The following is a 24,675-nucleotide window of genomic DNA, read 5'->3' on the forward strand; positions in this document are numbered from 1 at the left end:
GTGGGGCTGGCGTGCCCTTTTGGGCACGCCAAGTGACGCTTAAAGCGTCGAGAGGAAGGTGCTGTTGTTGGCTTGCCATTCGGTGATGTCGACGCGAATACGCTTCTTGTCGAGTTTACCGACGCTGGTCTTGGGAATTTCAGTAACAAGGGCGATCTGACTCGGGATGGCCCACTTGCTCAGGTGCCCCAGTTCCACGAACGGCTTGAGGTGTTCCTTCAGTTCTTTGGCCCCGATCTCATGGCCTTCGCGGACCACCAGCAGTGCGAACGGACGTTCGCCCCACTGCGGATCGGCGATGCCCACCACTGCTACTTCGCGTACCGCAGGGTGGCGGCTGATCAAGTCTTCAAGGTCCAGGGAGGAGATCCACTCGCCGCCGGTCTTGATCACGTCTTTGATCCGGTCGCGAATGTCGATCACACCCATGCTGTCCAAGGTCGCGACGTCACCGGTGTGCAGCCAGCCCCCGGCCCAGAGCTCGGCGCCCTTTTGCGGTTCGTTGAAATAGCCTTCGGTAAGCCATGGCGCACGCAGCACCAGTTCGCCCTGGGTCTCGCCATCGGCGGGCAGGAAGTTGCCGTCGGTGTCGACGATCGCCGCCTCCACCAATGGCCCCGGTACACCGGCCTTGATCCGGTACGTGGTGCGTTCGTCTTCGGTGCCGGCCATCAGCTCATCGTTGAGGTGGGCACACGACACCAACGGCCCGGTTTCCGACATGCCGTAAGCGGCGGTCAGTTGAATGCCCTTGGCCTTGGCCGCGTCGTACAGCGCACGGTTCAGCGCACTGCCACCGATGACGATTTTCCAGCCACCGAAATCCGTGCCTTGCGCCGCTTTGGAATTGAGGACCATTTGCAGGATGGTCGGCACGCAATGGGAAAAGGTGACCTTCTCCTTGCGCCACAGCTCCACCAGGTACTCAGGGTCATAGCGACCGGGATAGACCTGCTTGAGCCCGAGCATGGTCGCCACATACGGCAGCCCCCAGGCGTGTACATGGAACATCGGGGTAATCGGCATGTACACGTCGTTGGTGCCCAGCAACCGCACGCTATCGATGGCGCCCATGATGGTCGACACACCCATGGTGTGCAGCACCAGTTGCCGATGGGTGAAGTACACACCTTTGGGATTACCGGTGGTGCCGGTGGTGTAGAACGTGGTCGCGACCGAGTTTTCGTCGAAGTCCTGAAAGTCGTACTGCGTGCTCGCCGCCGCCAGCAACTGCTCATACTCGCCGATGAGGTTCGGCAGGTCGGCGGTTTTCTCCGGCAGGTCAGTCAGCAACAGGGTTTTCTCCACCGTGGTCAGGTGCCCGGCAATGGCCTGGTACAACCCGACGAACTCGCTGTTGACCAGCACAAAGCGGTCCTCGGCGTGGTTCATGGTGTAGAGGATCTGTTCCGGTGACAGGCGCACGTTAATGGTGTGGATCACCGCCCCAATCATCGGGATGGCGAACATGCATTCCAGATAACGATGGCTGTCCCAGTCCATCACCGCCACGGTATCCCCGGCCTTGACGCCGGCCGCCGTCAGCACGTTGGCCAGCCTGGCGACCCGTTCGATCAGGGTCGGATAGCTGTAGCGCAGCTGGTCGCGGTAAATGATCTCGCGGGTTTTCTCATAACGAGCGCCGGACATCAGCAGCCGTTTAATCAGCAGCGGATACTGGTAAGCGCCTTCGGCTGGGGGGATAACGCGAGTCTGCAACATAAGAGTCCCTTTTCTGACTGCACGGTCGTGACTGAAAGTAAGCACTTTAGTGCCCTTGGACGCCAACCAAATCAGCCAAAGGAATGATTTGTAGAACCGGACAAATGCTAGCTTTGCGCCACTACCTGAGGTGTTTCGTGGGGAATTCGGGATCTGCGCTGTAAAACGTTGTAACGCATGCGCGCAACACTTGTCTGTGACCCTACGTACGATACGGACACGATGAGCCGATCGGTTGGCAGCCAAACCGCCCAACCCTCCACCTCATCTACAAGAGAAGGATCTTGTCACTAGACCTGTCTGGTCACACGCCATCGGTATCGCATACAACAATGAGTATTGAACTGACCGCCCCCGAGAACTCCCGATCGACACAAGCGCCCCTGGTTTCCATCGTGGCACCCTGCTTCAACATGCAAAGATTTCTGGAAGACGCCATCAAGAGCATCTTCGCCCAGGACTACCCGAACTTCGAAGTCATCATCGTGGATGACGGTTCCAGCGACGACAGCCTCGCCATGCTCAAGCGATTACAACAAACCTATGACTTCCAACTGTATTCGCAACCGAATCAGGGCGTGAGCGCGGCGCTCAACCACGGCTTGCGATACGCCAAAGGCGTCTATGTGTCGACGCCGGACCTGGACGACATCATGCTGCCGGAGTCAGTGCGCATTCGCGCCGAATACCTGTGCAAGCACCCGAATGTCGGCTGCGTAGGTGCGCTGATCAGCTACATGGACAGCGACGGCAACACCCTCAAGCAGCAACAACGCGACCGGATACACACCTACAACTTCGATCAGGTCCTCAGAGGTGCTGTCGTGGTCGGCGCGCCTGTTGCGCTCTATCGCATGAAAGCGATGCGAAGTGCCGACTTCTACGCGCCGAAGCTGCGGGTTCAAGACTTTCAGATGACGTTGCGGATTGCCCGGCTGGGATATGAGATCCATGAATTGCCAATCTGCATGACCCGTTATCGCCGCCATGCCAACAACCTGTCGAGAAAATACCGGATGCTGCTCCAGGCAGACCTTGAGGCAATCGCGCCGTATGTGAACCATCCCGGCTATCAGAGCGCCCGCACCAGACTGGTGAACAAGGCCCTCAAATATGCCGTGGTCGAAGACAAGACAGAAGCCTGGCAGCTGTTACGCTCGATTCCCTGGCGGCACCTCAATAGAACCAGCTTCAAACGCTTCACGCGGCTGGTATTACATCGCTAGCCGTCTCACCGAGCCTCAGTGCATCTCGGTAAACGCGAGCTTCACACCGATGGCGATCAGTACCGCGCCCATGGTCCGATCGAACCAGTGGCCCATCCGGGCAAAACCTGCGCGCACGCGCTGCTGGCTGAACAGCATCGCCACCAGGCAGAACCACACCGCGGTGGCCACCGCGAGGTAGAGGCCGTAGCCCGCCTGTACCGTCAGCGGCGTGTGCGGATTGATCACCACGGTGAACAGCGAGAGGAAGAACAGCGTCGCTTTCGGGTTCAGACCGTTGGTCACGAAACCCGAAGTGAAAGCGCCGCGAGCCGTACGCTCGCCCGCTTCCTTGTGCAGATCGTCAGCCGCAGGTTGGGCCGGCCGAGCTCGCAGGGCCTTGAAGCCGATGTACAGCAGGTACGCGGCGGCCGCCCATTTCAGGGCATTAAACAACACGATCGACTGGGACACGATCAGGCCAATGCCGAGCAACGAATAGCCGACGTGCAGGAAAATGGCCGTACCGACACCCAGCGCCGTCCAGGTGCCAGCACGACGACCATGGGTCACGCTCTCACGCACCACCACGGCAAAGTCCGGGCCAGGGCTGGCCACGGCCAGCAAGTGAATCAGGGCAACAGTCAAAAACTCTGTCCAGTACATGGGGGTTCCTTTTGGCCAAGCGTAACTGTTTGTTTCATCTGGTAGGCTCGGCAGATTACGCCTTCAGTTCATTGCACAAAAGGTACAGTTGATGACGAACACTCACCGCGCCGTTTTCCTCGACCACCCGTCCCTGGACCTGGGCGACCTCGACCTCAGCCCGCTGCAAGAGTGTTTCAGCGACTTACAGCTTTTCGCCCAGACCGCGCCGGACCAGGTGATCGAACGCCTCAAGGGCGCCACCGTTGCCATCAGCAACAAAATCCTGATCGACGCCGCCGCCATCGCTGCCAGCCCCGAGCTGAAACTGATCCTGATCACCGCCACCGGCACCAACAACGTTGACCTCGCCGCCGCCCGCGCCCATGGCATTACTGTCTGCAACTGCCAGGGTTACGGCACGCCGTCGGTGGCGCAGCACACGATCATGTTGCTGCTCAATCTGGCCACGCGCCTGGCCGATTATCAAAAGGCTGTCGGCGAAGGTCGCTGGCAGCAGGCGAAACAGTTCTGCCTGCTGGATTACCCGATTGTCGAACTGGAAGGCAAAACCCTCGGCCTGCTCGGTCACGGCGAACTGGGCGGCGCGGTCGCACGACTGGCCGAAGCCTTTGGCATGCGTGTACTGCTCGGCCAGATTCCCGGGCGCCCTTCCCGGCCGGATCGTTTGCCACTGGAAGAGCTGCTGCCGCAGATCGACGCGCTGACCCTGCACTGCCCGCTCAACGAACACACCCGCCACTTCATCGGAGCCCGTGAGCTGGCCTCGATGAAACCCGGTGCGTTCGTGGTCAACACCGCACGCGGCGGCCTGATCGACGAACAGGCGCTGGCCGATGCCTTGCGCAACGGTCACCTGGGTGGCGCGGCGACCGACGTGTTGAGCGTCGAGCCACCGACCGCCGGCAATCCGCTGCTGGCCCACGACATTCCACGGCTGATTGTCACCCCGCACAACGCCTGGGGCAGCCGCGAGGCACGCCAGCGGATCGTGGGTCAGTTGACCGAAAACGCGCAGGGATACTTCAGCGGTAAAGCACTGCGGGTCGTCAGTTGATAGACTGCGGCACTTTTTTCACAGGAGCAGAGTATGGATCCGCGCAGTGAAGTACTGCTTCGTCAGGCCGAGTTATTCCAGGGTTCGGTGTTGTTGGCCGGTTTACCCGCCGACGATCTGCTGGGCCGACTGCCCGATGCCCACGGTTGGTGCTGGCATGCCGGCGACCAGGCCACGCTGGACGCCCGTTTCGCCGAGCGCAGCCATTTTGGTGTGAACGCCCCCGAGCGTGAGTTTGAAACCGCCGTGGTTTTTTTGCCCAAGTCCAAGGACCTGACCGATTACATCCTCAACGCCCTCGCCTCGCGCCTGGCCGGTCGCGAGTTGTACCTGGTGGGGGAAAAACGCAGCGGGATCGAAGGCGCCGCCAAACAACTGAACCCCTTCGGCAAACCGCGCAAGCTCGACAGCGCGCGGCATTGCCAGCTGTGGCTGGTTACCGTGGCCACGGCGCCACAAGCCAAGTCGCTGGAAAGCCTGGCGCAGACCTACGAATTGCCGCTGGCTGAAGGCCCATTGAAAGTCATCAGCCTGCCGGGCGTGTTCAGCCATGGTCGACTGGATCGCGGCAGCGCACTGTTGCTGGAACATCTGGACAAATTGCCGAGCGGCCATTTGCTGGACTTCGGTTGTGGTGCCGGTGTGTTGGGAGCGGCCGTGAAACGTCGCTATCCACACAACCAGGTCACCTTGCTTGATGTGGATGCGTTTGCCGCCGCCAGCAGTCGCCTGACATTGGCTGCCAACGGTCTGGAAGCTGACGTGATTACCGGTGACGGTATCGACGCAGCACCGATGGGTTTGAGTGCGATTTTGAGCAACCCGCCGTTCCATGTCGGTGTCCACACCGATTACTTCGCCACCGAGAACTTGCTGCGAAAAGCGGCCAAACATCTGAAAAACGGCGGCGAACTGCGCTTGGTAGCCAACAGCTTCCTGAAGTACCAGCCGCTGATCGAAGAGCATCTCGGGGTGTGCGCAATCAAGGCCGAGGGACAGGGTTTCAGAATCTATCGGGCCAAACGCGGCGGATAAATAAGTGCTTGCCTAACGGATTTTGCCTAGGCAGAATCCGCTCCGTCCTAGGGGAGTAGTCTCCCACGAGCGCCATGCTCGTCCGGCATACGTCAACATACTTGGTCAACAGACCATGGCGTATGCGACCCAAGCGTCCGCATCAGACGGATCGCAGGGTTTGACAAGACCTATGACACGAACACCTTACCCGGGGCGGGAAGGCTGTACGTGTCATAGCCGTGTCGACCCGCCCCTTAGGAAAACCCTGATGCTGGATTCACTTCTCGTTCCCACCGCAATCGTTGCCTTGGCCGAAATCGGCGACAAGACGCAACTGCTCGCGCTCATTCTCGCCGCTCGCTTTCGCAAACCCTGGCCGATCATCGCCGGTATCGTCGCGGCTACCCTGGCCAACCACGCAGCAGCCGGCGCGGTAGGCGCCTGGGTCGGTAGTTTCTTCTCGAATGCGACGCTGCACTGGATCCTCGCCGCGAGCTTCACCGCGACCGCATTGTGGACCCTGGTGCCGGACAAGATGGATGACGACGAAGCCAGCACCGCCCGCAAGTTCGGACCGTTCCTGACCACGCTGATCGCGTTTTTCCTTGCGGAGATGGGCGACAAGACTCAAGTCGCCACGGTGATGCTCGCGGCGCAATACCCGGAACTGTGGCTGGTGATCATCGGCACTACCGCCGGCATGTTGATTGCCAACGTGCCAGTGGTTTTGGCGGGTAACTTTGCCGCGGATAAATTGCCGTTGACGTTAATTCGTCGCCTGGCGGCGTCGGCATTCTTCATCCTCGCCATTGTCGCGGTGTACAAGGCGATGCAGAGCAGCGGTTGGGTGTGATGCAGTAGGTCTATAGACCGTGTCATCGTTCTTCGCGAGCAAGCCCGCTCCCACACTGGATCTCCATTGTTTGCAAATTTTGTGTTCACTGGAGATCGAATGTGGGAGCGGGCTTGCTCCGGGCGGCGTTCCGACGAAGGCGTCAGTGGCAGCCCCGCATGACTATCAGGATTTCCTGGCTTTCTCGTACAGCGGCATGACTTTCGGAATCGCCGCCTGCAAGGAAGCAATACGACTCGACGACGTCGGGTGAGTACTCATGAACTCCGGCGGCGAACCTTCCGAGGCCTTGGTCATCTTGTTCCACAGGGTGATCGCGGCGTTCGGGTTGTAACCGGCGCGAGCGGCCAGTTCCAGGCCGATCAGGTCCGCCTCGTTTTCATTGGCGCGACTGTTGGGCAAGGTCATGCCGTAGTTGGCCACGGTATCCGCCAGCGCCAGGCTGTCCTGACCCAGACCGAACAAAGCACCGGCGCCCTGCTTGGCCATTTCGATGCCGTAAGCCTTGGACATCGCTTCACGACCATGCTCGCGCAGGGCGTGGGCGATTTCGTGGCCCATGATCGCGGCGATCTCATCGTCGGTCAGTTGCAGGCTGTCGATCAGCCCTGTGTAGAAAATGATCTTGCCGCCAGGCCCGCAATTGGCGTTGAGTTCGTCGCTCTTGATCAGGTTGACTTCCCATTTCCATTGGGCCGAATCCGGACGAAAAACCGGCGCCTGGGCAATCAGCCGGTCGGCAATCGCCTGGACACGCTTGGCCTCGTTACTGGTCTTGTCCAGCACGCCTTTGGTGTTCGCCTCTCCGACAGTCTTTTGATAAGACTGGGCGTACATCTGGTTGACCTCGTCGGTCGACAACATACTGAACATGTACTGCTTGCGCTCAACGCCCACCGCGCCACCGCTGGTGGTATTGACCGACTGACAACCGGCGAGCAGCAGACCTGCGCTCAGTGCACACACAACCAATGTCTTGTTCATCAAAAAAACCCCTGAAAACATGCCGCGTATCCTAGGCGTGGAATTGTATCGACGCCAGATACCACAGAGGTGTAGACGCACATTTAAGACAAAGCTCTCATGGCCGTAGGAAAAAAATCACATAATCGTGCCCACCACGGTCGATAACGGCCCGCAATGATTCGTTTGCGACATCAAACCCTCAAAAACAGCCAATTCGCCAACCTCCGCTCATGGCCATCGCCCCCCCAGCCGATACAGCACCGCAGACGTCCTCTTGCGTGCGGAGCCCCCATGAAATTCAAGTCGATCCAGTTTTCCGTGGCGGCCCTCGCCGGCGCCATCGTTCTTAGTGTCGTGGCAGCGCTGGTGCTGTACGCGCTGTTTTCCGGCGCACGGACACAAGACATGGTCCAGCAGCGGACCCAGGCACAATTCGAGCAAGTCATCGAACAACGCCTGACATCCCTGGCGCAAACCCAGGTCAGCCAGATCCAGCGCGAGCTCGAAGCACCACTGCTGATTGCCGGCGGGCTGGTGCGAGTCAACGCATTGATCGGCCCCCCGGGCGCCGATGGCCAGCCGCAGTTGAACCTGAGCCGTGAGCAATTGATCAGCCTGATCAAGGAAAACGTCACCAAGAACCCGAAAATTCTCGGCACCTACATCGGCTGGGAAAAAAACGCCCTCGATCACAACGATGCAGCCTACGTCGGCACCCAGGTGGTCGGCATCGACGCCAGCAACGGCCGCTTCCTGCCGTGGTGGTTCCGCAACGAAGACGGCAGCCTGGGCCTGGACAAACTGGTGGACGTCGACGACCAGAAAACCCTGTCCACCGGCGTGCGTGCCAGCGAGTACTACCTGTGTTCCAAAGAAACCAAAAAGTCCTGCGTGATCGATCCGGCGCCCTACAAGGTCGGCGACAAGATCGTCATGCTCGCCTCCTTTATCGAACCGATCATGCTCAACGGAGCCTTCCAGGGCATCGTCGGCGCCGACCTGTCGGTGAACTTCATCCAGGAAATGCTCCTCGGCGCGAATCAGAAGTTGTACAGCGGCGCCGGTGAAATGGCCCTGATTGGCGGCAACAGCCGGATCGTTGCCTACACCAAGGACCCAAGCAAATTCGGCGAGAAGGTCAGCGACATCCTCGACAGCCAGCAGATTGCCAACATGGCCAATCTCAAGCGCGGCGAAGTCACCTACACCGTCGACAAGGCCCAGGGCCGGATCGAGTTGTACCTGCCGTTCGGCATCGGCCAGACCGACGCTCGCTGGACCCTCATGCTGCAATTGCCGCTGAACGCGGTGATGGCCGACCTGCAAAAACTTCAGGGCGATCTGGACGCCCAGCGCAAGTCCGACACCTTCGGCATGGCCATGGTCGGCTTGTTGATTGCCGGTATCGGCTTGCTGGTGATCTGGTTGGTGGGCCACGGCATTGCCCGACCGCTGAAACAGATGGTTGCCATGCTCGACGACATCGCTCAGGGCGAAGGTGACCTGACTCGACGCCTGACCAGCGACCGTGCCGACGAACTGGGCTCGATCGCCAAAGGCTTCAACACCTTCCTGGCCAAGTTGCAGGTGATGATCACCCAGGTGGTGACTTCGGTGCAGAGCGTCAGTGATTCGTCGGAACACACCGCCGACATCGCCATTCGCACCAATATCGGCGTGCACAAGCAAATGGCCGAGATTGATCAAGTCGCCACGGCGGTGCATGAAATGACAGCGACCGCTCAGGACGTGGCGCGCAACGCGACCCAGGCTGCGCAAGCCGCCAGCCATGCCGATCAGGCAGCAGCGCAGGGCATGCAAATCGTGCGCGATACGTCGAACTCGATTGGCGTACTGGCGATAGAAATCGGTAAGGCCGTCGGCGTGGTGCAAACCTTGGCCAAGGACAGCGAGAACATCAATGCGATCCTGACAGCGATTCGCGGGATCGCCGAACAGACCAACCTGCTGGCCTTGAACGCCGCCATCGAAGCAGCACGAGCTGGCGAACAGGGACGCGGTTTTGCGGTGGTGGCCGATGAAGTGCGCAACCTGGCGCAGAAGACCCAGAAAGCCACTGAAGAAATTCAGACCATGATTCAGCAGCTGCAACAAGGCACGCGCGATGTGGTGCGGGTGATGGAGGACAGTCAGAACCGTACCGACGAAAGCGTGCAGCACGCGGCGAAAGCGGCCGAGGCGCTGGAGACGATTACTCAGGCGGTGTCGGTGATCAACGACATGAACACCCAGATTGCCAGTGCGGCCGAGGAACAGAGTGCCGTGGCTGATGACATCAACCGTAACGTGATCAACATCGGGCAAGTGGCCAATGAAGTGGCAGGCGGAGCGGATGAGTCGAGTGCGGCGAGTGCGGACCTGACCAAACTGGCTGAGCAGCAGCGGCGGTTGATCAATCAGTTCAAGGTTTGATCCGAAGGCCCCTTCGCGAGCAAGCCCGCTCCCACACTGGATCTCCATTGTTCGCTGATTTTGTAGCCGCTGGAGATCAAATGTGGGAGCGGGCTTGCTCGCGAAGGGACCGGCACAGACAACCCATCAACCCGGAGTAAGACACTCCGGCCCATTGAGCTTCGGATCATTCACCAGATTCGCCAACACCCGTTCGCGCAACGCCGCGGGTTCACTGGCGAGTAACGCTTGCAAGGCATGCAATGGAGTCTCTGGATTGAGCCATGCCTCTTGCCCCACCGCATCGAGAATCAACGGCCGGCGCTGACTCGCCGCCGGCTGAGTGATCACCGCCGTACTCAGCCACACCTGCTCCTGCACCGGATACGCTTCCCAAATCGCCGCAAAGAACAGCGCCGAGCCCTCCCCCGGTGTCAGCCAATACGGACGCTTGCGTGTGGTGCCGCGCCATTCGTAAAAACCGTTGGCTGGCAGCAGGCAACGGCGTTCGCGCAGGGCCTGGCGAAACATCGGTTGTTCGGCAACGGTTTCAGCCCGGGCATGGGCTGGCGTACGGGACAAATCGGTCAGCCACGGCGGCGTCAACCCCCAGCGCGCGCGGGCCAACTCTCGCTGCCCCTCAACGCCAGCGCGCAGCATCAGCACCGAATCGTTGGGAGAAATATTCCACTGGGCCTGCTGATCGGCGGGGAAGCCAGGCAGGGCCGCGAAGGCGGGGTTCCAGCGAAACAGGGCATAACGTCCACACATGGGGCAACACGACTCTTGATAAAACGAACGTCAGCCTAACAGACCAGCGTGCCGGGAAAACTTTCCGGTTCATCGCCGGGCAGTGGCAGCGCGGCATTGTACGCGGTGATCAGCTCCCGGGCGTACTCGGCCTCGTCGTTATCGACCGACAGGCCCAGCAGGCCGAAGATCGGCAATTCGCCGCTGCCACCGAGCAAATCGCGCCCCACCAGATGCGCTTCAATGCCCTCGCTGGCCAACATGCTTTGCAGCAACTCACCTTCCATGAGGTTTTCCGGCTCGTAGATTCGCTGCATGGGGTGCCCCTTTCATTCGTTTTCGCTGTGAACTTCGAGCAACCATTCCTGACCGTCAGTCTGCAAGACAAACGTGATGGGGCGACAACACACCGGACAGTCCTCGATATAGGTCTGATCGCCACCGGACAAGTCCAGAACGGCCTCAGCCTCTTCACCACAATACGGACATTCGTAGCGCTCGGTTTCCAGCATCGCGGTCTCCCAGGTGACTTGTGCGTATAATCGCCGGTCTATTTGCAGGGCTATTTTTGTCTGGCTAACTTTTCAGACCGTGCCCCGTTGGTTTTCGATCAAAACCTTTACTTACCCTAGCCGTTTCTAACAAGAGAGCATGATGGGCGAATTCGATGCCATCCGACCTTACAATGACAGCGAAGTCCCTGCGGTGCTGGACCGGCTGCTCGGCGACAAGGCGTTTCTAGATATCCTCATCCACTTCCGCTTCCCGCGTTTTGCCGGTGCTTTCGGCTGGATGCTCAAACCTCTTATAGCTCATCGGCTGCGCCGTGAGTTCGCCGACGTTACGTCGGTGGCCACGTTGCAGGATAAAGTCGAGATGTACGTCGACCATACCATCGAGCGAGCCACGGACGGTGTGACGTACACCGGCGTCGAGCAGTTCAAGTCAGGCTGCGCCTACCTGTTCATCGCCAACCACCGCGACATCGTGATGGACCCGGCCTTCGTCAACTACGCCGTGTACCACGCCGGCCTGCCGACACCGCGCATCGCGATCGGCGACAACCTGCTGCAAAAGCCCTTCGTCAGCGATCTGATGCGCCTGAACAAGAGCTTTATCGTGCACCGTTCGATCACCGGTCGACGCGAGAAGATGGCGGCGTATCAGCTGCTGTCGGCCTACATCAACCACTCGATCCGCAACGATTGCGCTTCGATCTGGATCGCCCAGGCCGAAGGCCGGGCCAAGGACGGCGACGACCGCACCGAGTCGGCCATCCTCAAGATGTTCCACATGAGCCGCAAGGACGAGCCGTTCGGCGAAGTCATTCAGTCGTTGAACCTCACCCCGGTGTCGATCAGCTATGAATATGACCCGTGCGATCAAGCCAAGGCTCGCGAGCTGTTCATCCGCGCCACCACCGGCAGCTACACCAAAGTACCGGGCGAGGACGATGTGAGCATCGCCAAGGGCATCACCGGCTACAAGGGCCGGGTGCATGTGAACTTCGCCTCGCCGATCACCGAGCTGTTCGACGACACCAAGCAATTGGCGATCGAGATAGACCGGCAGATCCTCGGCGGCTACCGCCTGTTCCCGGTGCATTACCTGGCCTACGCCCAGTGGAAAGACGCCGACCCGCAATTGCAGGTGCCGAAAGCCTCTGAAGTGTTTGCGGCCGACGAACTGGCCAAGGCTCAGGAGCAATGGCAACAGCGTCTGGACGCGTGCCCTGAGGAGCATCGTCCGTTCATGGTCCTGCAATACGCGACGCCGGTGCGCAATCAGTACCGTGTCAAAGCAGGTTTTCCGCTGTAAGGGTTTTGGCTGGATACGACAACGGCGCTCTATTTGACTGTCACCACATCACCTGTGGCGAGGGGACTTGTCCCCGTTGGGCTGCGAAGCGGCCCCAAAACCTGCGATCATATTTTTCAGACAGGCCAGGGGTACCGATTTACGACTGCTGCGCAGCCGAACGGGGATAAATCCCCTCGCCACAGAAGCGCCCTCGCCACTTGGTGTCAGCGCTTCAGAAGCGCGTACTGATCCACGACACCAGCAGCGCCAACCCCAGGCAGGCAAAACCGAATCGATAGAAAAACCGGTTCATGCGCAAGGTCGCCCCATCCAGCATCAACGTCGGCTCATCGATACGACGGCTCTGGCTTTGCGTTTCGAGAATGGCCAGCGCGCGCTGTTCGCGGCGACGAGTGGCATGCAGCAACCAGCCGCCCGGAAAGGCCAACAACAAGGCCAACAGGTTGATCAACTTGGCGGGATGGTTGGTAAACAGCGAAATCAAATGCAACGACATCACGGACCTCAGCAAAACAGGTGGCAGACGTCGAACCGACGACCGCGGCGCGAATTCTACCGAAAGCCTCACCTTGTGCCCTTGCTTTCCGACAAATAACGAACCATTTGACCGATTCCTGTCCTGTGTCACGGCGCCATCATCTGAACACTCCAGTCTGGCGCCCCTTGCAGGAGGTGCAAACGTGAAAAAGCCCGGGGCCATTGCTGGCTCCGGGCTTTTTTGAGTCCGGCGAACGTTTATTCGCCGAGAATCTGACCAATCGTCGGATCCTTGAACAGACGCGTCAATGCATCGCTCAATACATCGCTGACCAGCTTGGTGTTGGTTTCCTGATTCGGCGCCATACCAAAACGCTGATCCAGGGACGCACCATAACGACCGCTGTAGCGACGGTTGGCATTCTGCACATCGGAGCGGAACGTCGCGCCAATGGTGGCTTCAGTCACATACATGCCTTCTTTAGGCGACTGATACTTCAGCTCGGCCAAGGTCACGGTCAACTGCGGAGCATTCAGCGCATTGGAGGTTGGGGTGAAGCCCAACAACCGCACGGCCGCTTCGGCCTGAGCCTGCAACTTCGGCAGAATTTGCGCGCCCTGCACGGTGATCGCGCTGGTCTCAGGGTACAGGCCACCACGGGTGCCCAGAGTCGGCGACGGACGACCATCCACCACACGCACCACCACCGGCTGACCATGGCCGACCGGTGCCAGCTGAGTCGTCAGCTTGGGCTCCGGATTCAGTTGTTGCGGGCTGTGGGCGCAGCCGACCAGGGTCAAACTGGTCACAGTGATCAAACCGAACAACAGGCGTTGCAACATGCGCTTCTCTCCAGAATCAGTCACTAAGGCCCGCAGTATAGCGGTGCGCCACTGCGGCTAACTAGAGCCCTTCAGTGATTACTGAAATGTCTGACAAACCCTTGGGAAGCGGGTTCCTGTCACAGATATGTCACCGCCCATACACTTGCACGTCACGGTTTGCTAGCTATCTTCATAGGAGTCACCTACAGGGTACTTCGCCATGCGCTATCTCATCTCGCTGTTCAATCCACGTCCTCTGCATCGCTGCTTCGCCCTGCTCGACCACAACGGCCACTGTCAGGCGTTCAAACAGTGCAGCCTTCAGCCAATGGGCGATGACTGGGTCGAAATCGAAGAAATCCGTCTCAATTGGTTACACCACCCCCTGCCCCCTAGCGCCCGTGTCAGCCAGCGCCAGCCACGTGCGCGGGCTCAGCAAGGGTTGACCACCTGACCGAACACCTAATAAAAGTCATTAAACACGACCATTTCCCTGCGTTTCTTCGCTACAATCTCCCCCCGATTATAAGGACGTCTCCTGATCGGGCCTCGCAGCATCGTCAATGCGCTTGTATTGACACCCCGCACCGCCCTACAGAGAGCCGCCCACACAGATCGAGTGAAGCTGGCGCGCTTGCTGTTCCTTGAGCAAAAACCCCACTTTTCGCGAATCTGCAGAGCTGTCATTACGCTCGGACACTGAGCTGTTTGCCCGTTTTGCCTGTCATGTACCCCATGGCGGCAATCCATCCGGGCACGGTGCCAGGCTGGGGCAGCCCTTTTTTGAGGTTCACGTCTTCAAAAGAGCGTGAAAAAAACGGGTTTTCACAACTTCACAAGAGTGTGGCGAGCAAATGAATAGTTTTGCGTCTGAACATGCACCATTAGCGTCTGAAACAGCCCAACGACACAGGACCGAGTACGCCTCGAACACCGGATCCTGAAGCCTGTCCTCTACGGATTTGGTTGCACAAACGGATGTATCGACCATAAGTCGAATTGCCAGCCGCGCGTTGAAGTGAGTTCATGTGACTCTTTTAGACCCGGCCGGTAGCGTCCGTCGAAGTTGCAAAAAATTGCGAAGATTCGGACATGGCGATACTGCCATGAGTACCTGGGGCATCACTGACACGCCCCTGAACACCTGGCAGCCATGCCGACAATTTGGTGCTGCAGATTTTGGAGACGCGTTAAATGGCGCATAACGAAGCAGTCGACGTAGTACTGGTTGGGGCCGGCATCATGAGTGCCACCCTCGCTGTACTGCTCAAAGAGCTCGACCCCGCGATCAAGCTGGAAGTCGTCGAGCTGATGGATTCCGGTGCCGCGGAGAGTTCGAATCCGTGGAACAACGCCGGTACCGGTCACGCCGGGCTGTGTGAGCTCAACTACACGCCGCAGGCCGCCGACGGCACCGTCGACATCAAGAAAGCCGTGCACATCAACACCCAGTTCGAGGTGTCGAAGCAGTTCTGGTCCTACCTGACCAGGAAAAGCACCTTCGGCTCGTGCAAGACGTTCATCAGCCCGGTGCCGCACCTGAGCTTCGTGCAGGGCGACGATGGCGTTTCCTTCCTCAAGGAACGCTTCAAGACGCTGAGCAAGCACCACGCCTTCTCGGACATGGAATACACCGAAGACAAGGCCACCATGGCCGAGTGGATGCCGCTGATGATGCCTGGCCGGCCGGCCGACGAAGTCGTCGCCGCCACCCGCGTCATGAACGGCACCGACGTCAACTTCGGCGCCCTGACCAATCAACTGCTCAAGCACCTGACCAGCGCACCCGATGCCCAGGTCAAGTACTGCAAGCGCGTGACCGGCCTGAAGCGCAACAACGGCGGCTGGACCGTCAGCATCAAGGACGTCAACAGCGGCAATTCCCGTGACGTCGACGCGAAATTCGTGTTCCTCGGTGCTGGCGGCGCGGCCCTGCCGCTGCTGCAAGCTTCGGGCATCGAAGAAAGCAAAGGCTTCGGCGGCTTCCCGATCAGCGGCCAGTGGCTGCGTTGCGACAACCCGGAAGTGGTCAAACACCACCAGGCCAAGGTTTACAGCCAGGCGGCGGTGGGTTCGCCTCCGATGTCGGTGCCGCACCTGGACACCCGCGTAGTCGATGGCAAGAAGTCCCTGCTGTTCGGACCTTACGCCGGTTTCACCACCAAGTTCCTCAAGCACGGTTCCTTCATGGACCTGCCGATGTCGGTTCGCGCCGGCAACATCGGCCCGATGCTGGCCGTGGCCAAAAACAACATGGACCTGACCAAGTACCTGGTCAGCGAAGTGATGCAGTCGATGGAACAGCGTCTGGACTCGCTGCGTCGCTTCTACCCTGAAGCGAAAGCCGAAGACTGGCGCCTGGAAGTGGCCGGCCAACGGGTGCAGATCATCAAGAAAGACCCGAAAAAGGGCGGCGTTCTGCAGTTCGGTACCGAACTGGTTGCGGCCAAGGACGGTAGCCTTGCTGCCCTGCTCGGCGCTTCGCCAGGCGCGTCGGTGACCGTTTCGATCATGCTGGAACTGATCGAGAAATGCTTCCCGAACAAGGCTTCCGGTGAGTGGGCTGCCAAACTGGCGGAAATCTTCCCGGCTCGGGAAAAAGTCCTGGAAACCGACGCTGCGCTGTATCGCAAGATCAATGTGCAGAACAACGTCGCGCTGGAACTGGTTGAAGCCAGCAATGAGACCGAAAGCTACGCTTGATTCGGCCGCATAAAAAACGCCCCGTTCTCATTGAGAGCGGGGCGTTTTTTTATGGGCGGCGAAACTGATGGCTCTAAGATCTTCGGTGTTACTTACACCGCCTTCGCGAGCAAGCCCGCTCCCACATTTTGATCGCGGTCTAATGTGGGAGCGGGCTTGCTCGCGAAGAGGCCAGCACAAACACCACCCCAGTCAGGCAATAATTAACCGCGAGCCTTGGCGATCAGTTCGATGTACTCGGCCGCATTACGCTGATCCTTGATCAGGGTGACGAAGTCATTGCCGTGCTCATCCTTGCCGTCCAGATCCAGGCCGGCTTCGACGAAGAACGTCAGAAAACGCCCGAAGTCATCGATGCGCAGGCCGCGGTAGGCCTTGATCAGTTTGTGCAGCGACGGCGACGTGGCGTCGACCGGTTCGAAATCGAGGAACAGCTTGATCTGCTCATCGCCGATCTCGTCACCAATCACTTGCTTCTTATCTTTACGCATTGCCGACTCCAGCTCGCAGACATTTCACGGGGCGGGCAGTTTACCCCTCCCTTGCCACCGGGCTCAACGCGGACGAACAGCGCCCGTGTGCAGATCGGCCCAGACATGACCGTTGGCGTAGCTGAGGAACTGGCAATACACCGTGTCATTGCGCAACAAGTCGATCACCACCCGGTACTGAGCCATCGGGTAAAACAGCGTCAGGGTTTTGCTTTTGTCGTCGTAGATCGGCTTTTTCAGGCTTTTGCTTTCGCCATCGAAATTGACCAGCACCTGGCTGATGGTCGCGCCCTTGTTCAAGGATTTGCCCTTGAGACGGATCAGCAATGGCGACGTGACCGGAATCGGCTGTTGGCTGGACTGGCGCTGGCTGCCGACCACCACCGAGTACTCGGTAACCTGCAACAGCTGTTGCTGCTCGGGTTCGGCGTCACGCAGGGTCAGGTCATCGGGGGGCAGGAACTGCGCGTGCATCGGCGCCGGGGCGGCCGCCAGAGGCAAGCTGACGGTCAGCAACAGGGCGGCGCAGCTACGGATCAAAAGGCTCATGACGGGCTCCCAAGGCGAAGCCGAGCACTCTAGCATGAGGATCAACCGCGCGAATTAGCGATATGGGTCAATACTTCGCAGTACGAAGCTGACCAAACTGGAAGAGCTTTCAGCCGTCGTTCAACGGCGCGCCGTCTACCGTGGAGTGTTCATGTCGTTCTCCGTTCCCCCGTTGTTTGCCGCCTGGCGTCAGACCTGGCGCGCCGGCTACACCCTCAGACGCTTACGCGGCGACATCAGTGCCGGCGTAACGGTAGGGATTATCGCCATCCCGCTGGCCATGGCCCTGGCGATTGCCGTGGGGGTGCCGCCTCAGCATGGGTTGTATACGGTGCTGATCGCCGCGCCCCTGATCGCCCTGACAGGAGGTTCGCGTTTCAATGTCAGCGGACCGACCGCTGCGTTCGTGGTCATTCTGCTGCCCATCACCCAACAATATGGCCTGGGCGGCCTGCTGCTGTGCACCATGCTGGCCGGCGTCATCCTCATTGCCTTGGGGCTGATCAGAGCCGGACGGTTGATCCAGTACATTCCGTATCCGGTCACTCTGGGCTTTACCGCCGGGATCGGTATTGTCATCGCAACCCTGCAATTGAAGGACTTGCTGGGCCTGAACACCGCCGGCCAGGCACAACACTACATCGAACAGCTGGGTGTACTGATTCTGGCGTTGCCCAGCGCCCGGTTGGGGGACGGGATCATCGGCATCACCTGCCTGGCCGTTCTGATTGTCTGGCCACGGTGGGTACCGAGGATTCCGGGGCATCTGGTGGCGCTGACCATCGGCGCGCTGCTGGGGTTGGCGCTGGAGCACGGCGGGCTGGCGGTGGCGACATTGGGCGAGCGTTTCAGCTATATGGTCGAAGGCGTCAGCCATCCCGGGATTCCGCCATTTCTGCCGAGCTTCGATTGGCCGTGGAACCTTTCCGGCCCCGACGGCCAGCCTCTGCACCTGTCTTACGACTTGATCCGTCAGCTACTGGCGCCGGCGTTCGCCATTGCCATGCTCGGGGCCATCGAATCCTTGTTGTGTGCGGTGGTGGCGGATGGCATGACCGGCAGCAAACACGACCCGAATGCAGAACTGCTGGGCCAAGGCCTGGGCAACCTGATCGCACCGCTGTTCGGCGGCATTACCGCCACGGCGGCGATCGCCCGTAGCGCCACCAATGTGCGCAGTGGGGCCTTTTCGCCATTGGCCGCCATTATTCACAGCGCGGTGGTACTGATGGCGATACTCGTTTTCGCACCGCTTTTCAGCTACCTGCCGATGGCTGCACTGGCCGCGTTGCTGGTGATGGTGGCGTGGAACATGAGCGAGGCCCGGCACGTGCTGCATACCTTACGCATCGCGCCCCGCAGCGATGTGCTGGTCTTGTTGACCTGCCTGAGCCTGACCGTGTTGTTTGACATGGTGATGGCCGTCGCCGTCGGCCTGCTGCTGGCCGCCGGGTTATTTATCAAGCGCATGAGCGATCTCACGGACACCGCCGAACTGCCCCGCGGCTTCCATCAAGCCTTGAAGGACATGCCGGCGCATGTTCGTTGCTATGCGATACGCGGGCCGCTGTTCTTCGGTGCTGCCGAAAAAGCCCTGGGGGTGCTACGCAAATTCAGTCCGGAGGTCAAAGTGGTGATCGTCGAGATGAGCGCCGTGCCGATGCTGGACATGACCGCGCTGGCAGCCTTCGACAATATCCTGAGGGATTACCGCAAAGACGGCATTGGCCTGATTCTAGTGGCGACCGCCCCACGGGTGCGCCTGAAGCTCAGGCGCGCGGGCATCCATCGGGAGCAGCGTCAGTTGGCCTACGTGAACAACCTGGAACAGGCTCGTCGCAAAAGCGAGCGCTGGCTGGCCGGGGAAAATTGAGCGCGCTTCAGGTGAACTGCGCGCGCATCCACGCCTGATACTCAGCCACACCAGGCTCGCCTTCGCGCGGCGCCCAGTGAGCAAGCTCACCGTCACCGACCGGGCGATACGGGCCCGCCTTGCACTCGAACATCAGGCTGTCCGCTTCCAGTACCACCAGGCCATGGAACACGCCGGCTGGCAGGTCCACGCCGAGACAGTCGCCACCGGCCTGCAGGATCTGTTTGTTCACCACCGCGCCTGACTCATCGAAGATCAACACACCCAGTCGCCCTTTGAGGACCAACAAGGTTTCAGCCTTGTTTTCCCCCAAGTGCCGGTGAGGCGGGATATAGGTGTCGGGCTGCAAGCCAACCACCATGCGATGACAGGCATCTTCCATCTGATGGAGGTTGTGATGCTGACGCCCACGAGGATTGGCTGCTGCTTTCTCGGCCAATTCAGCGAACAGGGTTTGATCGAGAAAGCTCGGAGCGCTCATTTTCTTACATGCCTTTAACAGCAAAAATCCCGTTGGCGTTACGCCAGTAGCCTTTGTAGTCCATGCCGTAACCGAAGATGTAACGGTCGATACATGGCAGGCCGACGAAATCGGCTTTCAGGTCCGGGCGAGCCTTGCGGTCGTGGTCCTTGTCGATCAGCACGGCGGTGTGCACAGCGCGGGCACCGGCGTGTTTGCAATAGTCGATGATCGCGCCCAGGGTGTGACCTTCATCGAGGATGTCGTCGATGATCAGCACGTCGCGGTCGAGGAACGACACTTCCGGCTTGGCTTTCCAGAACAGATCGCCGCCGCTGGTTTCATTGCGATAACGAGTGGCGTGCAGGTAGGACGCTTCCAGCGGGAAGTTCAGATGGGTCAGCAGCTTGCCGGAGAAAATCAGCCCGCCGTTCATCACGCAGAACACCACCGGATTGCTTTCAGCCAGCTGGTCGTTGATTTGTGCACCGACGCGGGCGATGGCCGCCTCGACTTCTGCTTCGGTGTACAGGCAGTCAGCCTCTCGCATGATTTGACGGATATGCTCGAGATCAGCGGACATGGCGTTCTCCAGGGGGTGGCGGTTCAGGAAAAGCGGGCAAAGGTACGCATCAAGCGAGGCCAGATCAAGCGTTTGTGGACTAACGTTCTGAATGTCTATAGGACAACACCCTCGGATAGATTAATCTAGGCCGGTTTTTTTGCCCGCCGCCGGAGCCTTTCCCATGCCCATCCTCGAGATCCGCCATCCGCTGATCCGCCATAAACTCGGTCTTATGCGCCGCGCCGACATCAGCACGAAGAATTTCCGTGAGCTCGCTCAGGAAGTCGGTGCCCTGCTGACCTATGAAGCCACCAAAGACCTGCCGCTGGAAAGCTACGACATCGAAGGCTGGTGCGGCACGGTGTCGGTCGAGAAAATCGCTGGCAAGAAAATTACTGTAGTACCGATCCTGCGCGCCGGTATCGGCATGCTTGAAGGCGTGCTGAGCCTGATCCCGGGCGCCAAAGTCAGCGCGGTGGGCGTGGCTCGCAATGAACAAACGCTACAGGCTCATACCTACCTGGAAAAACTGGTTCCGGAAATCAACGAACGCCTGGCGATGATCATCGACCCGATGCTCGCCACCGGCAGTTCCATGGTCGCGACCATCGACCTGCTGAAAAAGGCCGGTTGCCGGGATATCCGCGCGATGGTGCTGGTGGCGGCCCCTGAAGGCATTGCCGCCGTAGAGAAAGCTCACCCGGACGTGACCATCTACACCGCGTCCATTGACGAAAAACTCAACGAACACGGTTACATCATCCCAGGCTTGGGCGATGCCGGTGACAAGATCTTCGGCACCAAGCAGAAGGACGCTTGAGCATGCAGCAAGAGTTCAACGATCCGCTCTGGCGCACGGTGCTGTCGGGTGCACAGATGCTGTTCGTGGCCTTCGGCGCTCTGGTGTTAATGCCGTTGATTACCGGCCTCGACCCGAACGTGGCGCTGTTCACTGCAGGCCTGGGGACGATTCTGTTCCAGATCGTCACCGGGCGTCAGGTGCCGGTGTTCCTGGCGTCGAGCTTTGCCTTCATCACCCCGATCATTCTCGCCAAGGGCCAGTTCGGTCTCGCGGCGACCATGGGTGGCGTGATGGCGGCCGGTTTCGTCTACACCTTCCTCGGCCTTGCGGTGAAGATCAAAGGCACCGGTTTCATTGACCGCCTGCTGCCACCGGTGGTGATTGGCCCGGTGATCATCTCCATCGGCCTGGCCATGGCGCCGATCGCCGCCAACATGGCGATGGGCAAGGCTGGCGATGGCACCGAACTGATCCATTATCAGACGGCGATGCTGATCTCGATGCCCGCGCTGCTGACCACCCTGATCGTCGCGGTGTTCGGTAAAGGCATCTTCCGCCTGGTGCCGATCATCTCGGGCGTGCTGGTGGGTTTTGCGATGGCGTTCTACTTCGGCGTCGTTGATACCGCGAAAATTGCTGCTGCACCGTGGTTTGCAATCCCGCACTTCACCGCGCCGGAATTCAACTGGCAGGCGATTCTGTTCATCGTTCCGGTGGCCCTGGCTCCGGCCATCGAGCACATCGGCGGCGTGATCGCTGTCGGTAGCGTGACCGGTCGCGATTACCTGAAGAAACCCGGCCTGCACCGCACCCTGCTCGGTGATGGCATTGCCACCACCGCAGCCGGCCTGTTTGGCGGTCCACCCAACACCACCTATGCCGAAGTGACGGGCGCGGTGATGCTGACCAAGAACTACAACCCCAAGATCATGACTTGGGCGGCGATATTTGCCATCAGCCTGGCGTTCATCGGCAAGTTCGGCGCGCTGCTGCAAAGCATTCCGGTGCCGGTGATGGGCGGGATTCTGTGCCTGTTGTTCGGTTCGATCGCGGCGGTGGGCATGAACACGCTGATTCGCCACAAGATCGACCTGGGCGAAGCACGAAATCTGGTGATTGTCTCGGTGACCCTGGTGTTCGGGATTGGCGGCGTACTGGTCGGCACCGGCACAGGGCCGGACGACTTCGGCCTCAAAGGCATCGCGCTGTGCGCGGTGACGGCAATTGCGCTGAACCTGTTGCTGCCGGGTAATGACAGCTGGAAGCACAAGAAGGCGAATGAATCGCTGCTGTAAGCAGGCTCAAGATTATCGCTGACTGACAGGACGCCTTCGCGAGCAAGCCCGCTCCCACATTTGATATTCGGTGTACTCAGATCAAATGTGGGAGCGGGCTTGCTCGCGAAGCTTTTAAAGTGCCAGCGGCGCTCGCTCGCACAAGGTGCTCAACGCCCGCGCCCACTGCGGATCGTCGTTAAGACACGGCACCAGCACCAACTCCTCTCCCCCCGCCTCGCGGAACAGCTCCTTGCCGCGATCCCCGATCTCTTCCAGAGTCTCGATGCAATCGGCGACAAACGCCGGGCACATCACCAGCACTTTCTTCACGCCCATTCCAGCCAACTCATCAAGGCGCGCTTCGGTGTAGGGTTCGATCCATTTGGCCCGTCCCAGACGCGACTGGAACGACACCGACCACTTGCCGTCCGGCAGCCCCAGCCGCTTGGCAAACTCGGACGCCGTGCGCAGGCATTGGGCGCGGTAGCAAGTCGCCAAGACTTCTGGCGAAGCGTTCTGGCAGCAATTGTCGCTTTTGAAGCAATGGTGACCGGTAGGGTCGATCTTGGTCAGGTGCCGCTCCGGCAAACCGTGGAAACTCAACAGCAGGTGATCGTAATCCTGCTGCAAATACGGCTTGGCGCTGGCGACCAGCGCATCGAGGTATTCCGGTTGATCGTAGAACGGCTGGAGAATCGACAACTGCACGTCCAGCTGCTTCTCGCGGACTACCCGCTTGGCCTCCTCGATCACCGTGGTCACCGTGCTGTCGGCGAACTGTGGATAGAGCGGTGCGAGCGTGACCCGCTTGTGGCCCTGGGCTGCCATGCGCACCAGCACCGACTCCATCGACGGCTCACCGTAACGCATCGCCAGTTCCACCGGCCCGTGGTGCCACTGGGCAGTCATGGCCTGTTGCAGGCGACGGCTGAGCACCACCAACGGCGAGCCCTCCTCCCACCAGATCGAGGCGTAGGCGTGGGCCGACTGCTCCGGGCGCTTGAACAGGATCAGCGACACCAGCAAACGTCGCACCGGCCATGGCAGGTCGATCACATACGGGTCCATCAGAAATTGATTGAGGTAACTGCGCACATCCGCCACCGAGGTGGAAGCCGGTGAGCCCAGATTGACCAGAAGCAATGCGTGATCGGTCATGCAACGTCCTATTTCAAAGGCGGCTGGAAAGGTCGTCCAGAGCCGCGCGCAAATCAGTGAACTGGAAAGTGAAACCCGCTTCCAGCAAGCGAGCCGGTACGGCCTTCTGGCCGCCCAGCAACAGCAATGACAATTCGCCCAGACACACCTTCAACGCCAGGGCCGGCATGGGCATGAACGTCGGGCGGTGCAACACGCGGCCCAACGTATCGGCGAATTCGCGGTTGCGCACCGGCTTGGGCGCGCAGGCATTATAAGGACCACTGGTGTCTTCCTGATGCAGAAGAAAATCAATCAGGGCGATTTGATCGTTGATATGAATCCACGGCATCCACTGCCGGCCACTGCCGATAGGCCCGCCCAGCCCCACTTTGAACGGCAGCAACAGCCGCGACAAAAAGCCGCCCTCTGCCGACAACACCAGCCCGGTGCGGATGAGAATCACGCGAATGCCCAATGCCTCGGCGCGCTGGGCCGTTTCCTCCCAGGCAATGCACAACTGGCTGGCGAAATCATCGATAACGGGCGGGGATTTTTCAGTCAACTCCCGCTCGCCCCCATCGCCGTACCAACCAATGGCGGAGCCCGAGATTAATACCTGAGGTTTGTGCTCGCGGCTTTCGAGCCAGGCCAGCAGGGTTTCGGTCAGCGTGATCCGGCTGCTCCAGAGCAGCGCTTTGCGTTTGGAGGTCCATGGCCGGTCGGCAATCGGTGCGCCCGCCAGATTGATAATGGCATCAACCGTTTCTTGTCCAATATCCTCGAACTGTGCGATTCCCCGCACCTGCGCACCGCAAATTTTTGCGACTTTTTCAGGTGTGCGACTCAAGACAGTCAAACGATGTCCCTGACTCAACCAGTGTCGGCAGAGCTGACGTCCTATCAAACCAGTACCGCCGGTCAGCAATATGTGCATGACTTCTTCCTCGCGTGGCGTTTTACCTTGATCACTAGTCTATTTTTATATGCAGGGATCTTTGGTATCGGGCAGGCTCTGTGTTTAACAATAGGCCAAGCTGTCAGAAC

General features: G+C 59.6%; 25 protein-coding genes, 1 pseudogene and 1 riboswitch. Of the genes and pseudogenes, 12 read left to right on the forward strand and 14 right to left on the reverse strand.

Annotation, left to right across the window (positions count from 1 at the left end):
- Positions 1–39 precede the first annotated feature (39 nt).
- Positions 40–1,722 carry a fatty acid--CoA ligase gene (locus tag KGB03_RS29380; RefSeq protein ID WP_095130433.1) on the reverse strand — a complete coding sequence of 561 codons (1,683 nt, stop codon included), beginning with the start codon at positions 1,720–1,722 and terminating at the stop codon, positions 40–42.
- A gap of 332 nt (positions 1,723–2,054) precedes the next feature.
- Here KGB03_RS29380 and KGB03_RS29385 point away from each other — a divergent pair, with 332 nt between their 5' ends.
- A complete protein-coding gene (locus tag KGB03_RS29385; RefSeq protein ID WP_218537990.1) occupies positions 2,055–2,948 on the forward strand; it encodes a glycosyltransferase family 2 protein in 894 nt (297 codons plus the stop codon).
- 15 nt (positions 2,949–2,963) lie between these two features.
- Here the strand turns inward: KGB03_RS29385 and KGB03_RS29390 are convergent, their stop codons facing one another.
- Positions 2,964–3,593, reverse strand: a complete 630-nt coding sequence (locus KGB03_RS29390; RefSeq protein WP_192406209.1) for a LysE family translocator — start codon at positions 3,591–3,593, stop codon at positions 2,964–2,966.
- Positions 3,594–3,684: 91 nt separating this feature from the next.
- Here KGB03_RS29390 and KGB03_RS29395 point away from each other — a divergent pair, with 91 nt between their 5' ends.
- The 3 genes from KGB03_RS29395 to KGB03_RS29405 all read left to right on the forward strand — a co-directional run bounded on the left by KGB03_RS29395 (position 3,685) and on the right by KGB03_RS29405 (position 6,520).
- Complete coding sequence (locus KGB03_RS29395) at positions 3,685–4,650, forward strand: 2-hydroxyacid dehydrogenase (protein ID WP_223530702.1); 966 nt, start codon at positions 3,685–3,687, stop codon at positions 4,648–4,650.
- A 33-nt stretch (positions 4,651–4,683) separates the two neighbouring features.
- A complete protein-coding gene (locus KGB03_RS29400) occupies positions 4,684–5,685 on the forward strand; it encodes a class I SAM-dependent methyltransferase (RefSeq protein ID WP_223530705.1) in 1,002 nt (333 codons plus the stop codon).
- A 38-nt stretch (positions 5,686–5,723) separates the two neighbouring features.
- Positions 5,724–5,846, forward strand: a riboswitch (yybP-ykoY riboswitch).
- A gap of 89 nt (positions 5,847–5,935) precedes the next feature.
- Positions 5,936–6,520 carry a TMEM165/GDT1 family protein gene (locus tag KGB03_RS29405; RefSeq protein WP_008155932.1) on the forward strand — a complete coding sequence of 195 codons (585 nt, stop codon included), beginning with the start codon at positions 5,936–5,938 and terminating at the stop codon, positions 6,518–6,520.
- A 165-nt stretch (positions 6,521–6,685) separates the two neighbouring features.
- Here the strand turns inward: KGB03_RS29405 and KGB03_RS29410 are convergent, their stop codons facing one another.
- Positions 6,686–7,504, reverse strand: coding sequence for a M48 family metallopeptidase (locus KGB03_RS29410; protein WP_223530708.1), 819 nt, complete (start codon positions 7,502–7,504; stop codon positions 6,686–6,688).
- Between the two features lie 1,362 nt (positions 7,505–8,866).
- On the opposite strand from KGB03_RS29410, the pseudogene KGB03_RS31495 reads away from it, so the two are divergent.
- Positions 8,867–9,061: pseudogene (locus tag KGB03_RS31495) on the forward strand (HAMP domain-containing protein); the annotation flags it as partial.
- 114 nt (positions 9,062–9,175) lie between these two features.
- On the forward strand, positions 9,176–9,919 hold the full coding sequence (locus tag KGB03_RS31500) for a methyl-accepting chemotaxis protein (protein ID WP_370693218.1): 744 nt from the start codon (positions 9,176–9,178) through the stop codon (positions 9,917–9,919).
- Positions 9,920–10,045: 126 nt separating this feature from the next.
- Here the strand turns inward: KGB03_RS31500 and KGB03_RS29420 are convergent, their stop codons facing one another.
- Genes KGB03_RS29420 through KGB03_RS29430 form a run of 3 tightly spaced genes read right to left on the reverse strand, consistent with a single transcriptional unit; the run spans position 10,046 to position 11,160 of the window.
- Positions 10,046–10,669, reverse strand: a complete 624-nt coding sequence (locus KGB03_RS29420; RefSeq protein WP_223530712.1) for an SOS response-associated peptidase — start codon at positions 10,667–10,669, stop codon at positions 10,046–10,048.
- Between the two features lie 35 nt (positions 10,670–10,704).
- Positions 10,705–10,965: a putative signal transducing protein gene (locus KGB03_RS29425; RefSeq protein ID WP_008153386.1), complete on the reverse strand. Its 261-nt coding sequence runs from the start codon at positions 10,963–10,965 to the stop codon at positions 10,705–10,707.
- Positions 10,966–10,977: 12 nt separating this feature from the next.
- Entirely contained in the window at positions 10,978–11,160 is a 183-nt protein-coding gene (locus tag KGB03_RS29430) for a CPXCG motif-containing cysteine-rich protein (protein WP_008153387.1), read from the reverse strand.
- Between the two features lie 142 nt (positions 11,161–11,302).
- On the opposite strand from KGB03_RS29430, the gene KGB03_RS29435 reads away from it, so the two are divergent.
- The gene (locus tag KGB03_RS29435; protein WP_192406205.1) at positions 11,303–12,466 is read left to right on the forward strand and encodes a 1-acyl-sn-glycerol-3-phosphate acyltransferase; all 1,164 of its coding nucleotides are present in this window, start codon (positions 11,303–11,305) and stop codon (positions 12,464–12,466) included.
- A 214-nt stretch (positions 12,467–12,680) separates the two neighbouring features.
- On the opposite strand, the gene KGB03_RS29440 is transcribed toward KGB03_RS29435, so the two are convergent.
- Positions 12,681–12,965, reverse strand: a complete 285-nt coding sequence (locus KGB03_RS29440) for a hypothetical protein (RefSeq protein ID WP_008153391.1) — start codon at positions 12,963–12,965, stop codon at positions 12,681–12,683.
- A 239-nt stretch (positions 12,966–13,204) separates the two neighbouring features.
- Positions 13,205–13,789 carry a YajG family lipoprotein gene (locus tag KGB03_RS29445; protein WP_033061281.1) on the reverse strand — a complete coding sequence of 195 codons (585 nt, stop codon included), beginning with the start codon at positions 13,787–13,789 and terminating at the stop codon, positions 13,205–13,207.
- Positions 13,790–13,991: 202 nt separating this feature from the next.
- Between KGB03_RS29445 and KGB03_RS29450 the strand changes: the two genes are divergently transcribed.
- On the forward strand, positions 13,992–14,225 hold the full coding sequence (locus KGB03_RS29450) for a hypothetical protein (RefSeq protein ID WP_218537995.1): 234 nt from the start codon (positions 13,992–13,994) through the stop codon (positions 14,223–14,225).
- 740 nt (positions 14,226–14,965) lie between these two features.
- Positions 14,966–16,474, forward strand: a complete 1,509-nt coding sequence (mqo, locus tag KGB03_RS29455) for a malate dehydrogenase (quinone) (RefSeq protein WP_218537996.1) — start codon at positions 14,966–14,968, stop codon at positions 16,472–16,474.
- Positions 16,475–16,677: 203 nt separating this feature from the next.
- On the opposite strand, the gene KGB03_RS29460 is transcribed toward mqo, so the two are convergent.
- A complete protein-coding gene (locus KGB03_RS29460) occupies positions 16,678–16,965 on the reverse strand; it encodes a PA4642 family protein (RefSeq protein ID WP_111451285.1) in 288 nt (95 codons plus the stop codon).
- Positions 16,966–17,028: 63 nt separating this feature from the next.
- A complete protein-coding gene (locus KGB03_RS29465) occupies positions 17,029–17,514 on the reverse strand; it encodes a hypothetical protein (RefSeq protein WP_218537997.1) in 486 nt (161 codons plus the stop codon).
- Between the two features lie 151 nt (positions 17,515–17,665).
- Between KGB03_RS29465 and dauA the strand changes: the two genes are divergently transcribed.
- The gene (dauA, locus tag KGB03_RS29470) at positions 17,666–19,387 is read left to right on the forward strand and encodes a C4-dicarboxylic acid transporter DauA (protein WP_223530714.1); all 1,722 of its coding nucleotides are present in this window, start codon (positions 17,666–17,668) and stop codon (positions 19,385–19,387) included.
- 7 nt (positions 19,388–19,394) lie between these two features.
- Here the strand turns inward: dauA and KGB03_RS29475 are convergent, their stop codons facing one another.
- Positions 19,395–19,868, reverse strand: coding sequence for a WbuC family cupin fold metalloprotein (locus tag KGB03_RS29475; RefSeq protein ID WP_111451282.1), 474 nt, complete (start codon positions 19,866–19,868; stop codon positions 19,395–19,397).
- A 4-nt stretch (positions 19,869–19,872) separates the two neighbouring features.
- A complete protein-coding gene (locus tag KGB03_RS29480) occupies positions 19,873–20,430 on the reverse strand; it encodes a hypoxanthine-guanine phosphoribosyltransferase (RefSeq protein WP_008153401.1) in 558 nt (185 codons plus the stop codon).
- Positions 20,431–20,593: 163 nt separating this feature from the next.
- Between KGB03_RS29480 and upp the strand changes: the two genes are divergently transcribed.
- Positions 20,594–21,232 carry a uracil phosphoribosyltransferase gene (gene upp, locus KGB03_RS29485; RefSeq protein WP_008025893.1) on the forward strand — a complete coding sequence of 213 codons (639 nt, stop codon included), beginning with the start codon at positions 20,594–20,596 and terminating at the stop codon, positions 21,230–21,232.
- 2 nt (positions 21,233–21,234) lie between these two features.
- Entirely contained in the window at positions 21,235–22,509 is a 1,275-nt protein-coding gene (locus KGB03_RS29490; protein ID WP_008153403.1) for a uracil-xanthine permease family protein, read from the forward strand.
- Between the two features lie 114 nt (positions 22,510–22,623).
- Here the strand turns inward: KGB03_RS29490 and hemH are convergent, their stop codons facing one another.
- Positions 22,624–23,649 (reverse strand): ferrochelatase, encoded by a 1,026-nt coding sequence (gene hemH, locus KGB03_RS29495; protein ID WP_192406199.1) that lies wholly within the window; start codon positions 23,647–23,649, stop codon positions 22,624–22,626.
- A gap of 13 nt (positions 23,650–23,662) precedes the next feature.
- The gene (locus tag KGB03_RS29500) at positions 23,663–24,565 is read right to left on the reverse strand and encodes a TIGR01777 family oxidoreductase (RefSeq protein WP_111451278.1); all 903 of its coding nucleotides are present in this window, start codon (positions 24,563–24,565) and stop codon (positions 23,663–23,665) included.
- Positions 24,566–24,675 lie beyond the last annotated feature (110 nt).

The organism is Pseudomonas sp. BF-B-26 (genome assembly GCF_019956495.1).
Taxonomy (GTDB): Bacteria; Pseudomonadota; Gammaproteobacteria; order Pseudomonadales; family Pseudomonadaceae; genus Aquipseudomonas.

What these genes read in the sequence shown, in the direction of transcription:
- KGB03_RS29380 (WP_095130433.1), bottom strand. Translation starts at nt 1,722, where the DNA reads ATGTTGCAGACTCGCGTTATCCCCCCAGCCGAAGGCGCTTACCAGTAT.
- KGB03_RS29385 (WP_218537990.1), top strand. Translation starts at nt 2,055, where the DNA reads ATGAGTATTGAACTGACCGCCCCCGAGAACTCCCGATCGACACAAGCG.
- KGB03_RS29390 (WP_192406209.1), bottom strand. Translation starts at nt 3,593, where the DNA reads ATGTACTGGACAGAGTTTTTGACTGTTGCCCTGATTCACTTGCTGGCC.
- KGB03_RS29395 (WP_223530702.1), top strand. Translation starts at nt 3,685, where the DNA reads ATGACGAACACTCACCGCGCCGTTTTCCTCGACCACCCGTCCCTGGAC.
- KGB03_RS29400 (WP_223530705.1), top strand. Translation starts at nt 4,684, where the DNA reads ATGGATCCGCGCAGTGAAGTACTGCTTCGTCAGGCCGAGTTATTCCAG.
- KGB03_RS29405 (WP_008155932.1), top strand. Translation starts at nt 5,936, where the DNA reads ATGCTGGATTCACTTCTCGTTCCCACCGCAATCGTTGCCTTGGCCGAA.
- KGB03_RS29410 (WP_223530708.1), bottom strand. Translation starts at nt 7,504, where the DNA reads ATGAACAAGACATTGGTTGTGTGTGCACTGAGCGCAGGTCTGCTGCTC.
- KGB03_RS31500 (WP_370693218.1), top strand. Translation starts at nt 9,176, where the DNA reads ATGGCCGAGATTGATCAAGTCGCCACGGCGGTGCATGAAATGACAGCG.
- KGB03_RS29420 (WP_223530712.1), bottom strand. Translation starts at nt 10,669, where the DNA reads ATGTGTGGACGTTATGCCCTGTTTCGCTGGAACCCCGCCTTCGCGGCC.
- KGB03_RS29425 (WP_008153386.1), bottom strand. Translation starts at nt 10,965, where the DNA reads ATGCAGCGAATCTACGAGCCGGAAAACCTCATGGAAGGTGAGTTGCTG.
- KGB03_RS29430 (WP_008153387.1), bottom strand. Translation starts at nt 11,160, where the DNA reads ATGCTGGAAACCGAGCGCTACGAATGTCCGTATTGTGGTGAAGAGGCT.
- KGB03_RS29435 (WP_192406205.1), top strand. Translation starts at nt 11,303, where the DNA reads ATGGGCGAATTCGATGCCATCCGACCTTACAATGACAGCGAAGTCCCT.
- KGB03_RS29440 (WP_008153391.1), bottom strand. Translation starts at nt 12,965, where the DNA reads ATGTCGTTGCATTTGATTTCGCTGTTTACCAACCATCCCGCCAAGTTG.
- KGB03_RS29445 (WP_033061281.1), bottom strand. Translation starts at nt 13,789, where the DNA reads ATGTTGCAACGCCTGTTGTTCGGTTTGATCACTGTGACCAGTTTGACC.
- KGB03_RS29450 (WP_218537995.1), top strand. Translation starts at nt 13,992, where the DNA reads ATGCGCTATCTCATCTCGCTGTTCAATCCACGTCCTCTGCATCGCTGC.
- mqo (WP_218537996.1), top strand. Translation starts at nt 14,966, where the DNA reads ATGGCGCATAACGAAGCAGTCGACGTAGTACTGGTTGGGGCCGGCATC.
- KGB03_RS29460 (WP_111451285.1), bottom strand. Translation starts at nt 16,965, where the DNA reads ATGCGTAAAGATAAGAAGCAAGTGATTGGTGACGAGATCGGCGATGAG.
- KGB03_RS29465 (WP_218537997.1), bottom strand. Translation starts at nt 17,514, where the DNA reads ATGAGCCTTTTGATCCGTAGCTGCGCCGCCCTGTTGCTGACCGTCAGC.
- dauA (WP_223530714.1), top strand. Translation starts at nt 17,666, where the DNA reads ATGTCGTTCTCCGTTCCCCCGTTGTTTGCCGCCTGGCGTCAGACCTGG.
- KGB03_RS29475 (WP_111451282.1), bottom strand. Translation starts at nt 19,868, where the DNA reads ATGAGCGCTCCGAGCTTTCTCGATCAAACCCTGTTCGCTGAATTGGCC.
- KGB03_RS29480 (WP_008153401.1), bottom strand. Translation starts at nt 20,430, where the DNA reads ATGTCCGCTGATCTCGAGCATATCCGTCAAATCATGCGAGAGGCTGAC.
- upp (WP_008025893.1), top strand. Translation starts at nt 20,594, where the DNA reads ATGCCCATCCTCGAGATCCGCCATCCGCTGATCCGCCATAAACTCGGT.
- KGB03_RS29490 (WP_008153403.1), top strand. Translation starts at nt 21,235, where the DNA reads ATGCAGCAAGAGTTCAACGATCCGCTCTGGCGCACGGTGCTGTCGGGT.
- hemH (WP_192406199.1), bottom strand. Translation starts at nt 23,649, where the DNA reads ATGACCGATCACGCATTGCTTCTGGTCAATCTGGGCTCACCGGCTTCC.
- KGB03_RS29500 (WP_111451278.1), bottom strand. Translation starts at nt 24,565, where the DNA reads ATGCACATATTGCTGACCGGCGGTACTGGTTTGATAGGACGTCAGCTC.